The sequence below is a fragment of the uncultured Tissierella sp. genome (assembly GCF_902479755.1).
Classification (GTDB): domain Bacteria; phylum Bacillota; class Clostridia; order Tissierellales; family Tissierellaceae; genus Tissierella; species Tissierella carlieri.
On record NZ_CABSQO010000027.1, the window covers coordinates 44306 to 56700 of the forward strand.

The window sequence follows — 12395 nt, forward strand, 5'->3', positions numbered from 1 at the left end:
TTATTATACTTGGTATTCCTCTATTACTGGTAGGCATTTTCTTTATAATCAGATATATACTAAATAAAATAGTAGATAGGCGAATTGCTAACTATCAAAATGACCTTACATCAAAGTATTATATCGAAGTAGAAAATATATATAAACAGATGAAAGGCTGGAGACATGATTATCATAATCATATGCAAGTAATGAAAGCTTATTTAGAGTTGGGAAAGTATGAAGATATGGATGAGTATCTTAATGAATTAGACAAAGACTTGACTAATATAGATACCGTTCTAAAAACAGGGAATTTAATGGTGGACGCAATCTTAAATAGTAAATTATCCATGGCTATTAGTCAGGGCATAAATATAAATGCAAAGGCAATTGTCCCTAAAAACCTTCAGGTATCAGATGTAGATCTTTGTATAATTATTGGGAATCTAATGGATAACGCTATGGAAGCAGCAATAAAGTTAGAGAATCCAGAAGACAGGTTTATCAGAGTATATATAAGAGAAATGAAGAATCAGCTTTATATTTCCATAACCAATTCTGTAGGTGGAGAAGTTAAGAAGATCAATCTAGAATATATATCTACAAAACTAGGATTAAATCATGGACTTGGTTTGAAGAGAATCGATAGTATAGTTAACAAATATAATGGCTTCATCAATAGACAAAATGAAGAGGGAGTATTTGCAACAGAGATAATTTTACCCATATAGTACCATTGGTGTCATAAAAATGACCATTGGTGCTATTTTTGTACATAAAATTGGATTTGTTGCTATAGTATGGTTGAGGTGATAAAAATGGCAATTAAAAATGAAGAAAAGCCTAAGTATGGAGTATTAGAAAATATGATTTATTTAATTAAGAATATGTGGAGCTGGGATAAAGGATTATTTCTTTTCTTTGTTATTCAAATTCCTTTAATTGTAATAGGTCCTTTACTCAATATATATATGCCTAAAATATTAATAGACTCTATCTCTCAAGGAGTAAGTATAAGGCAATTTCTTATAAATATAGGGATACCAATAATAGGAATAATAATAGTAGAAAGTATGTTGAAAGCATCCTATTTCAAAGCTCAAATAGGTGGAATGAAGTATAGACATATATATACACTTAAACACGCAGAAAAATCCATAGATACAGATTATGAAAATATAGATGGTCCTAAAGGTCAGGATAAGCTTATGAAGGCAATTATGGCAACAATAGGCGATGAAGCAGGAACACAGGCAATAACCGCAGTATTAATAGGTTTAATCTCCAATATGGTGGGAATGGCTTTATATGGAAGTATAATATTTACTATTCATCCACTTCTTATAGGATTTTTGACTATATCCTCATTAATTAACTATTTTATAGGGGATTATGCAAATAAATATGAGTATAAAAATAAGGATAAGCTTTCACCAGTAGGAAAGAAACTGGAGTATATAAGAACTAAAGCAGGAGATTTTAAATCTGCTAAAGATTTAAGACTATATAATATGACTTATTGGTTTCAAGATATGTATGATGTGTTTTTAAAGGATGGAATAGAATTACAAAGACAGAATATTTACAGAAGATATTTAGCTAACTTTGCAGATGGTGCATTGGCTTTTTTAAGAGATGGTATTTCCTATGGTTTTTTAATTTACTCGGTTTTATACAGAAATATGAGTATAGGTAATTTTGTACTATATTTTGGAGCAATATCTGGATTTTCAAATTGGCTGTCAGGCATAGTAAAGAATTTAAATGAATTAAACAGGATACATTTAGAAACTTGTGATTTAAGAGAATATTTTGATATGGAAGATAGGATGAATAGAGGAAAAGGGGTAGAATTGCCTAAGGAGTTTGAATTACCCTGTGATATAGAATTGAGAAACCTCTATTACAAATATCCAGGTACAGAGGAATATACTATTAAGGGAATCAATCTCCATATAAAGAAAGGTGAAAAACTAGCATTAGTAGGAGTAAATGGTGCAGGAAAAACCACGTTGGTTAAGTTGATTTGCGGTTTATATACTCCTACAAAGGGTGAGATATATATCAATGGCAAAAATTCCCGTGAATATAATAGAGATGAATATTATACATTGTTTTCTGTAGTATTTCAGGATACTCATCTTTTACCTAAATCCATTGAAGAAAATATTTCACTTCAAAAAAAGGAAAATATAGATGAAGAAAAATTAAGTAAGGTTCTTTATATATCAGGATTAATGGAAAAGATAAAATCCTTGCTTAGGGGTAAAGAGACATTATTGATGAAGTCTATATATGAAGATGCCATAGATTTATCAGGAGGGGAGCTGCAAAAACTAATGCTAGCAAGGGCATTGTATAAAAATGGACCTATTATAATCTTAGATGAACCTACAGCAGCTCTAGACCCCATAGCAGAAAATGAAATATATCAGAGATATAATGAATTAACTAAGGAGAGAACATCCATATTTATTTCTCATAGATTAGCTTCTACCAGATTTTGTGACAGAATAGTATTTTTAGATGAGGGACAGATAAGGGAATACGGCAGTCATAATGAGTTGATGAGTAAAAATGGAAAATATAATGAGATGTATACTATGCAGTCCTACTATTACAAGGATAAAATCGGAGGTGAGGAAATTGCATAAGAAGGGTTTGATGTATGATTTAAGACTTATAATTAAGGGATTAAAGGAAATTCATAAATTGCAGCCATGGGTATTGCCTGTTGCTGTACTGGAATCATTTTTTAAAGCTATAGCACCTTTTGTGAATATATATATGTCTGCTAAAATCGTAGATGAACTGATAAATTTTAGTTATTTGAACAGACTTATAGTATTTGTAGGCATTACCATAGGATTAAATCTAATTATTTATCTGGCATCTACAGGATTTGAGCATATATTGAATTTGCTTATAATTATAATGGTGCAAAATCGAGATATGGTATTAAATAGAAAGATAATTGATATGGATTATGAGCATATAGAAAATCCAGAGGTTCATTTACTGCGTACAAAGATACAAGAGGCTCAAAATCAAAGTGGAGGAGGTATATATTCTTTAATTAAATATTTTGGAGTGCTGATTAAATGCTTAGTTATAGTGCCTATAAGTTTAGTTATGATAGTGGACATATTTAAAGTCACATCTAATGAAAGTTCCATAAGGTTTTTAAATTCAAATATATTAAATTTTATTTTTATAATTCTATTATTGATTGGTACAATTTATAATATGAGATTAAAAGAAAATTCTGAGAAGGAATATTTCAACTCCCTCAATAAAATAGTAGATTATAACAGAATAGCGAATTTTTATTTTGAAAAAATCGTGGACTATAATTCAGGGAAAGATATAAGGTTGTATAATCAGAAGAATTTGTTTAATACTGCCTTTGGAGAGGTTATAGGTGAAGTTAACAAAATTGCAGATGAAATTTCCTTAAATTATATGAAATATGGGGGAGCCAACGGATTTATTTCATCATTACTAACAGGATTGATATATATTTTCATAGGATTAAAGGCAGTTATGGGCTCTATTACTATAGGAAATGTAGTTAAATATACGGGAAGTATAAATCAATTTATAAGCAGCAGCAGTATGCTTTTAGTAACTATTGCAGCTTTAAAGATCAATAATCAGTATATACAGCTATATCTAGACTTCTTAAATATCGAAGGAGAAAAGTATAAAGGAACATTGCCAGTAGAAAAAAGAAATGATGATGAGTATGAAATTGAATTTAGAAATGTGTCATTTAAATACCCAGGAACAGATAATTATGTATTAAAGAATATCTCCATGAAATTAAATGTAGGAGAACGACTTGCTATAGTAGGCATGAATGGTTCTGGAAAGACTACCTTTATTAAGCTATTATGTAGGCTATATGACCCTGATGAAGGAGAAATACTTTTAAATGGAATAAATATAAAGAAATATGATTATGATGAATATTTGAATCTATTTTCCATAGTATTTCAAGACTTTAAACTATTCTCATTTTCATTAGGGCAAAATGTAGCAGCATCTGTAGATTATGATGAAGATAAGGTAAAATATATTTTAGTTAAAGCTGGGCTAGGGGAAAGGTTAAATAATATGCCTAAAGGAATTCAAACTTCATTATATAAAGATTTCGATGAGGAGGGTGTAGAGATTTCAGGTGGAGAGGCTCAAAAGATAGCATTAGCTAGGGCATTATATCGTGATGCACCAATTATTATTCTAGATGAACCAACAGCAGCCTTAGACCCAATAGCCGAATTTGAGATATATTCAAAATTTAACGAAATAGTAGGTACTAAAACAGCTTTCTATATATCCCATAGATTGTCCTCCTGTAGATTCTGTGACGAAATAGCAGTATTTCATGAAGGAAGGATAATTCAAAAGGGAAACCATGATGAGCTTTTAGAGGATAGAGATGGAAAATACTATGAACTATGGCATTCACAGGCACAATATTATAATGAAGAAGCAGTATAATAGATAGTAAGTATCATTAATGAGAGCCATCTCTACTGATTTTTAACCTATGTTGAATTTATATTAAGTTTAGAATATAATATAATTAAAGGGATAGTAGGAAACAATAGCATTTCCTATAAGATATGGTGGTGAGGTTATTGGAAATAATTTATTCTAAGTCTGCTGTAAAGCTAATTAAGACATTGGATGAAGATATTAAACAAAGAATCAAAAAAGGTATAGAAGGTTTAATGGAAATTCCCCCTAAAGGAGATATTAAGCAATTGCAAGGAGCAAGCCCAATAACTTATAGACTAAGAATAGGTAAATATAGGGTGATATATGAATATATTAGAAAAGAGAATAATGTTTTATTTATTAAGGATATAGGGTCAAGGGGAGATATTTATAAATAAGGAGATGTGATATCATGACTCAGATAGTTAGTGAAATAGGGAGAATGGTAGATATGCTACCTGAACAGGAACAATTACTTGTATTTGAATTAATTAAAAGAATGGTACTTGCTTGGGATAGTGATTTTACAAAATTAACCCCATCAGAGAGAGAGGTCTTAGAAGAAGCAGATATGGACCTAATAAATAATGAAGTTATAGAGCATAAAGATGTTTGGAACTAAAATTACTAAAATTCAATATAAATAAGGCATTAGGGAGGATTAACGAGAACCGTACCTAGTGCCTTGTTTATAATAATAAATAAATGGAAGTTAAGTTCTATCTCTCAAAGATAGTCCCTGTAATATATTGGAATTACTATTTCTTACAGTGCCTTAACTTAAAAATAATTTTTCAGCAATTTCCTTATTATTAACTCCTTTTGCAACTAAAAGTAAAATATTGAACTTCCTATCAGTTAAATCTATATCTACATCTTTCTTAGAATATTTTAATATATTAGATACTATCTTTGAATCAAATACATGATTATTAGAGTAAACTGTATTTATGGCAGGGATAGTTGCTTGAATATTTTGTTTCAATTTTTGAGGATATTGGTGTTGCTGTTAAATTTGTCTTTTGTTGTTTTGATAAAGGTTTTTGAAGAATACCCCATTTTCCATTTAGTTTCACAAAGGCTAATCCTTCACTAAATGATCTTGCATCATCATATTTTATAGGTACTACTTCTTTACCTGTCTTATCTATATATCCATATTTATCATTTGATCTTACATAAGCTAATCCTTCCTCAAATATGCCTGCATCATCATAATTTAGAGGTATTACTTCTTTGCCTGCTCTGTCCACATATCCCCATTTTCCACCTTCATAAACAACACCTTGAAACATATTCCTACCACCCATGTTTACACGTGCCAACCCTTCTTCAAATTTATCTACGAAAGTATACTTTGTTGGTGGTATTACTTCTTTGCCTGTATTATCTATATAACCATATTTACCATTTAACATTATATAAGCCAATCCTTCTTGGAAAATCAAACTATGCGCACCAGAAAAACTATATTCTTTAGATACTACTTTTTTGCCTGTTTTGTCTATAAAGATATATTTATTGAATTCATTCATTTGTACTGGTGCTAATCCTTCTGCAAATGAAGATAGAATAGTACATTCTAATGATATTATTTTTTTACCATTTTTATCTATGACATCCCAATTTCTAAGAAAACTAGAACTTTCTCTAATGATAGCTAATCCATCACTGAAATTATCTGCACCATAATATTGTATAGGTATTATTTCTTTACCTGTCTTATCAATATATCCCCATTTATTATTTAGTTCCACTGCAGCTAATCCTTCACTAAATTTCTTTGTATCATCATATTTTAGAGGTACTACTTCGTTACCTGCTTTATCAATATATCCCCATTTTTTGTTTAACTTTACTGCAAATAACCCTTCACTAGATTCTTTTATATCATCATATTTTAAAGGGACTACTTCTTTACCTGTTATATCAAAAAAACCATACTTACCGTTTAGTGACATTCTAATTAATCCTTGGAAATCTGATGATGTGTCAAAAAAAGTTTTATCATATATTATAGGGATTACTTCTTGGCCCTGTTGATTTATATATCCTAGTTTATTATTTAAATTTACAAGAGCTATTCCATTGACGAACCCATTTGTACCGTCATATTTTAATTGTATTATTTCTTTACCTGTTTTATCAACATAACCCCATTTATCATTTAATTTCACCGAAGCTACTCCTTCATTAAATCCCCATGTACTATCGTACTTAATAGGTACTACTTCTTTACCACTTTTATCTATGTATCCACATTTATTTTTTAATTCTACTTTAGCTAATCCTTCTTTGAACCCGTAGACTCTATCATATTCCTTTTCTAGCCAGATAATATTTGGGTTTTCTGCATACACAGTATTACCTTTAGTTATTATTACTAAATTTAAAATCATAATAACAGATAAGAATAATATTATTATTTTTTTCATAGTATTTCTCCTCTCTAATTTAAATTTATTTTTTTGTTGTTATCTAAATATCAATAACATTATCAACATAATACCATAGCCCAATGAACTAAACAATATGAAAAGCCATAAACTAATTAGATTAAGATGAAACAGTAAATTTAATTCAAGCAAAAGATTATATTCTTGTAGGTTTTGTGACGAAATAGCAGTGTTCTATGAGGGAAGGATAATTCAAAAGGGAAACCATGAAAGTTTATTGAAGGATATAGATGGAAAATACTATGAACTATGGAATTCTCAAGCACAATTAGATTGTTTCTTCTACTTTTTCTCCCAAATAGTAGAGGTAGCAAATGGACGAAAGCCAATACTATAATAGAACTGCTGAGAAGAGCCTACCAAGGCTATTTTTGCTCCAAGCTTTCCCATTTGTAGTGACAAAATCAGGATTGGCCGCAATATCTTGAAATTCTAAATCTGTGTCTGCAATAGTGATACCAAATTTCTCATCAGACCCTCATATATAATTATCCACTTTATAACTTATAATAATAGATTGCAAGTTGAGTTCTATCTCTGAGGGACAATTTTTCAAGCATACTAGAGATATAGTTTCTTACAGTACCTTCACTTAAGAATAGCTTGTCGGCTATTTCTTTATTATTTAATCCCTCAGCTACTAAAAGTAAGATATCAAATTCCCTATCCGATAAGTCAGCATTTATATTCTTTTTAGAGTATTTTTGAATGCTAGATACTATCTTAGAATCAAAGACCAAATTACCAGAATAAACTGCATTTATGGCAGGGATGATACCTTGAATATTCTGCTTTAATATATAACCTTTACAGCCTAAGGAAAGGGCAGCAGATATATATTCATCATCTTGAAATGTTGTAATCAACAGTATTTTAGCATTGGGATCTCTATCTAAAATTTCTTGAGTCGCTTCTATTCCATTCATTTTTTCCATCCTTATATCCATAAGGATTAAATCTGGTTTGTGAAGGGAATAAAGTTCAACTGCTTCTATACCATTATGACCTACGGCCAAAACTTCTATTCCACTGGCATTTACGATTGTTTTTAAAGAATTTACCACTAAATAATCATCATCTACGATTATAACTCTCATATACATCATCCCTTCATTAAAGTCAGGTGTATTTTAAATCCATTATCAAATTCATGATTTAAAAAACCATTATATTTACTAGCGATTTCATTCATAGAAATAAGACCTATTCCTTTAGTTAAGAGATCATCTGTTTTATTAAATTTGTTGCCATTATCCCTCACTATAATAGAATAGAACTTAGGTTGACTTAGAAGGCTGATTCTAAGCTCTGTAGCATTAGAATGTTTAGCACAATTGGTAATAGCTTCTCTTATAATAGATAATATATCAAATTTTAAATCATATGGTAAACTATCTTCTAACTTATATATAAGTTGAATGTCTATAGTAGGAACTTCCCTGCAAAGGTTTTCGATTCTACTTTCCAAATCAAGAGATTCATTATATAAATTATGGATACTGTTCCTAATATCATTCATTCCATTATTTAAGGTGTTTTGAAGTAAATCTAAACCTTCTACCATGGTATTATCGGAGACTATCTTTAAGGCTTCTACCTGTAATATACTACTACTTATAGCATGACCTATTGAATCATGGAGTTCTCTTGCAATTCTATTTCTTTCTGTAAGTATGGCAATATGAATATTCTTTTCTCTATCAATTTTTAATTGCTCAGTATATTTTTTTAAATAAATGGCGTCCTCTTTCAATCCATCCCTTACTATTTTGTTTTGATTTAAAAATACATTGAACCTTTTTGTCATAATTGAAAAATAGATAGATATGGAGAAAACTAAAAGATTAGCTATAGAGAAATCCCTTAGAATTAATATCATGGCGAAAAAAGCATATATATTGAAATCCAAATACATATTATACAAAATCAAAGGCAAGTAGTAGATAAATAAGGGATCATAAAGATAAAATATTAAAAAGATAAAATAAATAAAAACCCTTACTTTTTTAGGGTGAAATAAATCTAAGCACAAGGAAAGAATCAGAGATATAAGAAAATAAAAAACCAAGTCTCTTGTTGTATTTATTTTATAAGTATTATATAAACAAAAAAGAACTATGAATGATTTTTCTATAAATCTTCTCATTAAGAAACTCCTTTATAAGCTTTCTATTATCTGTATAATCCAATTATACTAATATTTATTAAACTATACAAATATATTGTAATTTTATCTTGTAATATATAGCTTCTTTGGTCAGATAAATGCCGGTGGTCAGATTTGTGTATAATTATTTAAATAGAATCGACAAAATATGTCAAAAATTGAGCGGAATCAATAGGTTGACAGGCTTTTCTATGAATGATATGCTGATTTTAGTGAAAACTTTGAAAATATGGAATATAGTACCAATTTTAGCAACAATATATGATTCAGATATTGAATAATGACATAAATATAATATATATTAAAGAACCCATATTTGTATATTATTTTCAAATTGTATTCTTAAGAGGCATTATTTTTCAAAAAATTAATTAGTAGAATTATGTAATTTCAAATTTACTAGCACTAGAGGTTGCTTTAATATAAAAGTATAAATAAGGAGGACATACAAAATGAAAAATAGAAAAATCATACTCTTACTTATCATCACGATATTACTTATAGGATGCAGTGAAAAAAAAGAGCCAATTAAATTAATAGAGGTTAGTGGTGAAGGCTCTACAATCTATGAAAACGATAATATAAAAATAAAAATAGCTGATAATGTAAATGAAAAAGAAACTATATATACATCTATACTGAACGAAATACAGAAAATAGGTGAATTTTCTCCTATAGAAAATCTTGAAGTACAAATATCAAAGCAATATATAGTTCCAAATATAGATAAGATAATAAAATGTGATGCTAAGTTTATAGAAACAGAAGAATTTAAAAAAGAACTTATAAAAAAATCCTATGGGATATATGATAATTGGATATCAGAAGGACTATATGCAAAGATATATGATATAGAGAAAAAGGAAGTGGACTTTACCACATATTATTCAAATAATGATTTTTCATTATTTGGAGCAAGATTTTTTGAGCCTTTTTCATCTATAGAGGAAATAGAAAGTGTAAAATCTGCATCTATAGATTTAGTGGAATATCTATTAGAAAACAATAAAAAGATGGAGCTTATAAAAAACAATATAGAATTATCTGATATAGAAGCTTGGGCAAAGGAAAAGGATATAGATTTATCTTATCAAAGGGAAATAGAAAGTTTAATGAATAGGATGGAAGCATATGCAATAATAGGTAAATTTATATTAAATACTAGGGAAGAGATAAATGGATTTAAAATAGATATGAATTTAGAAGGAATAAAATCCAAAATGAGGGGAACAGATCAATATGATACATCAAAGAAAATAGAACAGATAATATTAAACTTTGATAAGGAGATACTGTCTATAAAAAGGGAAATAAAAAAGGAGGCGCCAAAGTTTTATGCAGAGTATAAGGAAATATTAAATAATTTACCAAAGGCGAATTATATATTTGAAGTACAAGAAACAAATTATTTTGGTGGTTACTTTAATTTAGACACTCATAAAATACATTTAATTAGTGTAAATCTTCATCCCCATGAATATAGTCATTTCATGTTTCATGTAGGATTTGCTAATGTAGAACCGTACATTAAGGAACCATTATGGTGGAGTGAAGGAATGGCTAGTTACGCACATATGATAGAACCAGACATATACGAAGTATGGATACAAAGAGAGTTTTATGCAGCCAAAAACCCTATGTACAGTTATGATGACTTGGAAAATGCTACTGATGATATATTAATAAAGGTAAATAGCATCTGTGAGGAAATATTAGAAATATATGAAAAAAATGATATTAGATTAGATAATATAGAAGAAGTATCTAGGGACAGGAATAAAAGGCAAAAATTAAACCTTTTTAGAAGTAGCTATAAAGATAGAATTATTGAAACGATTTATGGAGAAGTGTTTAATAAAGGGGAAGCACCAAATGATTTAATCATGGAGAGTAATAGCATGGATCCTTATTTACATTATGGTTTTGGGCAATATCTAATGATTGAATATGGATTAGAAAAAATGCTTTTCTTAAAGGTATCAGATTATGAGAATTTAACTTTCAAAGAATATTTTGGAAAGACTTTTGAGGAGTTAAAAGTAGATTGGATGAATTACTTAAAAGAAAATATCAAAGGTATTGAATCGATACTATGATATCTTGCAAGTTCTTGGGATTGAATAGATGTTGAGTGTATAATTAAATAGTTTTAAGATATTGCAAAAGTCAGTTGGAGTTAAAACACATAATTCTGACTGACTTATATTTATTCGACAAAAGATACTGAATTATGTTGAAAAATGTCGGGAAATAAGTGGTACCAACGGGTTGATGGAATATTTGAGTGATAGTACAATGAACTTATGAATTGGCTAATGGAAGTATTTGGTATGGTAAGATGCTAATATGTCTATAGCTCTCTATGGGGAAAGAGGAATAGAGTAGTCTCTCATTTTTAAGCATATATATGATTAGTTAATTATGTCTAAAATGGGAGAACGGTAGCCACTTCAATTAAAAGAGTAGTATTTATGCCAATTACATGATTTTGTAATTAGCGACGAATACTTACAGAAAGGCGGATGAAAATATGAAATCACTAAACGATATTATCTGGAATGAAGATATTGATTAGAAGAGAAAAATGGCGACATTCAATTCGGAGATGACCCAAACTTAGAGCAAAGTTGCAGTGGACTTACTCGTAGCTGTAGGGACATAAAATATTCATATAATATGTTTCTAAATTGTTAGGTAATAATTTTCAAAATATAGAAATAGGTGGAACTAATTTCCATCTATTTCTATATTAAGTTTATTTAATTATTTTGTCTTTAAATTGTTAAGATATATCTTTATCAAAGGAGGACATACAAAATGAAAAATAGAAATATTATATTATTACTTATCATCACAATATTTCTAATCGGATGTAGTGAAAAGAATGAACAAAATAATCAAATTCAATTGGTAGAAGTTAGTAGTGGAGGTTCTACAATATATCAAAACGATAATATAAAGATAAAAATAGCTGATAATATAGATGAAAAGCAAAGTATATATGCATTTATACTGAACGAATTACAGAAAATAGATGAATTTTCTCCTATAGAAAATATTGAAATAGAGATATCAAAGCAACATATGGCCCCAAAGGTAGATAAAATAATAAGATGTGATTCTAAGTTTATAGAAACAGAAGAATTTAAAAAGGAGCTTATAAAAAAATCCTACGGAATATATGATAACTGGATATCAGAAGGGATTTATGCAAAGATATATGATATAGAGAAAAAGGAAGTAGACTTTACTACATATTATTCAAATAATGAATTTTCATTATTTGG

Annotated in this window: 12 protein-coding genes; 8 read left to right on the plus strand and 4 right to left on the minus strand. The window is 28.9% G+C overall.

Annotated features, from left to right (window positions below):
• Nucleotides 1-122: 122 nt before the first annotated feature.
• The 5 genes from RDK80_RS14090 (at nt 123) to RDK80_RS14110 (ending at nt 5107) form a co-directional block, all read left to right on the plus strand.
• The gene (locus tag RDK80_RS14090; protein ID WP_308524626.1) at nt 123-713 is read left to right on the plus strand and encodes a GHKL domain-containing protein; all 591 of its coding nucleotides are present in this window, start codon (nt 123-125) and stop codon (nt 711-713) included.
• An 87-nt stretch (nt 714-800) separates the two neighbouring features.
• Nucleotides 801-2636 (plus strand): ABC transporter ATP-binding protein, encoded by a 1836-nt coding sequence (locus tag RDK80_RS14095; RefSeq protein ID WP_308524615.1) that lies wholly within the window; start codon nt 801-803, stop codon nt 2634-2636.
• Entirely contained in the window at nt 2629-4485 is a 1857-nt protein-coding gene (locus RDK80_RS14100) for an ABC transporter ATP-binding protein (protein ID WP_308524616.1), read from the plus strand. The genes RDK80_RS14095 and RDK80_RS14100 overlap by 8 nt, the downstream gene beginning before the upstream one ends.
• Before the next feature lie 140 nt (nt 4486-4625).
• The gene (locus RDK80_RS14105) at nt 4626-4883 is read left to right on the plus strand and encodes a type II toxin-antitoxin system RelE/ParE family toxin (RefSeq protein WP_308524617.1); all 258 of its coding nucleotides are present in this window, start codon (nt 4626-4628) and stop codon (nt 4881-4883) included.
• A gap of 14 nt (nt 4884-4897) precedes the next feature.
• Nucleotides 4898-5107: a hypothetical protein gene (locus RDK80_RS14110; RefSeq protein ID WP_308524618.1), complete on the plus strand. Its 210-nt coding sequence runs from the start codon at nt 4898-4900 to the stop codon at nt 5105-5107.
• Between the two features lie 153 nt (nt 5108-5260).
• Here RDK80_RS14110 and RDK80_RS20120 read toward each other — a convergent pair whose 3' ends face one another.
• The 4 genes from RDK80_RS20120 to RDK80_RS14125 all read right to left on the minus strand — a co-directional run bounded on the left by RDK80_RS20120 (nt 5261) and on the right by RDK80_RS14125 (nt 8850).
• Nucleotides 5261-5470 (minus strand): LuxR C-terminal-related transcriptional regulator, encoded by a 210-nt coding sequence (locus tag RDK80_RS20120; protein WP_374041674.1) that lies wholly within the window; start codon nt 5468-5470, stop codon nt 5261-5263.
• Nucleotides 5418-6920, minus strand: a complete 1503-nt coding sequence (locus RDK80_RS14115) for a WG repeat-containing protein (protein ID WP_308524619.1) — start codon at nt 6918-6920, stop codon at nt 5418-5420. The genes RDK80_RS20120 and RDK80_RS14115 overlap by 53 nt, the downstream gene beginning before the upstream one ends.
• A 518-nt stretch (nt 6921-7438) precedes the next feature.
• A complete protein-coding gene (locus RDK80_RS14120; RefSeq protein WP_308524620.1) occupies nt 7439-8038 on the minus strand; it encodes a response regulator transcription factor in 600 nt (199 codons plus the stop codon).
• A 5-nt stretch (nt 8039-8043) separates the two neighbouring features.
• Nucleotides 8044-8850 carry a histidine kinase gene (locus RDK80_RS14125; protein WP_308524621.1) on the minus strand — a complete coding sequence of 269 codons (807 nt, stop codon included), beginning with the start codon at nt 8848-8850 and terminating at the stop codon, nt 8044-8046.
• A gap of 374 nt (nt 8851-9224) precedes the next feature.
• On the opposite strand from RDK80_RS14125, the gene RDK80_RS14130 reads away from it, so the two are divergent.
• The 3 genes from RDK80_RS14130 to RDK80_RS14140 form a co-directional block, all read left to right on the plus strand.
• The gene (locus RDK80_RS14130) at nt 9225-9389 is read left to right on the plus strand and encodes a hypothetical protein (protein WP_308524622.1); all 165 of its coding nucleotides are present in this window, start codon (nt 9225-9227) and stop codon (nt 9387-9389) included.
• 171 nt (nt 9390-9560) lie between these two features.
• Nucleotides 9561-11204, plus strand: a complete 1644-nt coding sequence (locus tag RDK80_RS14135) for a hypothetical protein (RefSeq protein WP_308524623.1) — start codon at nt 9561-9563, stop codon at nt 11202-11204.
• 721 nt (nt 11205-11925) lie between these two features.
• Nucleotides 11926-12395, plus strand: a 470-nt coding sequence (locus RDK80_RS14140) for a hypothetical protein (RefSeq protein WP_308524624.1), incomplete at its 3' end; no start/stop codon positions are given.

What these genes read in the sequence shown, in the direction of transcription:
- RDK80_RS14095 (WP_308524615.1), top strand. Translation starts at nt 801, where the DNA reads ATGGCAATTAAAAATGAAGAAAAGCCTAAGTATGGAGTATTAGAAAAT.
- RDK80_RS14135 (WP_308524623.1), top strand. Translation starts at nt 9,561, where the DNA reads ATGAAAAATAGAAAAATCATACTCTTACTTATCATCACGATATTACTT.
- RDK80_RS14115 (WP_308524619.1), bottom strand. Translation starts at nt 6,920, where the DNA reads ATGAAAAAAATAATAATATTATTCTTATCTGTTATTATGATTTTAAAT.
- RDK80_RS14120 (WP_308524620.1), bottom strand. Translation starts at nt 8,038, where the DNA reads ATGAGAGTTATAATCGTAGATGATGATTATTTAGTGGTAAATTCTTTA.
- RDK80_RS14110 (WP_308524618.1), top strand. Translation starts at nt 4,898, where the DNA reads ATGACTCAGATAGTTAGTGAAATAGGGAGAATGGTAGATATGCTACCT.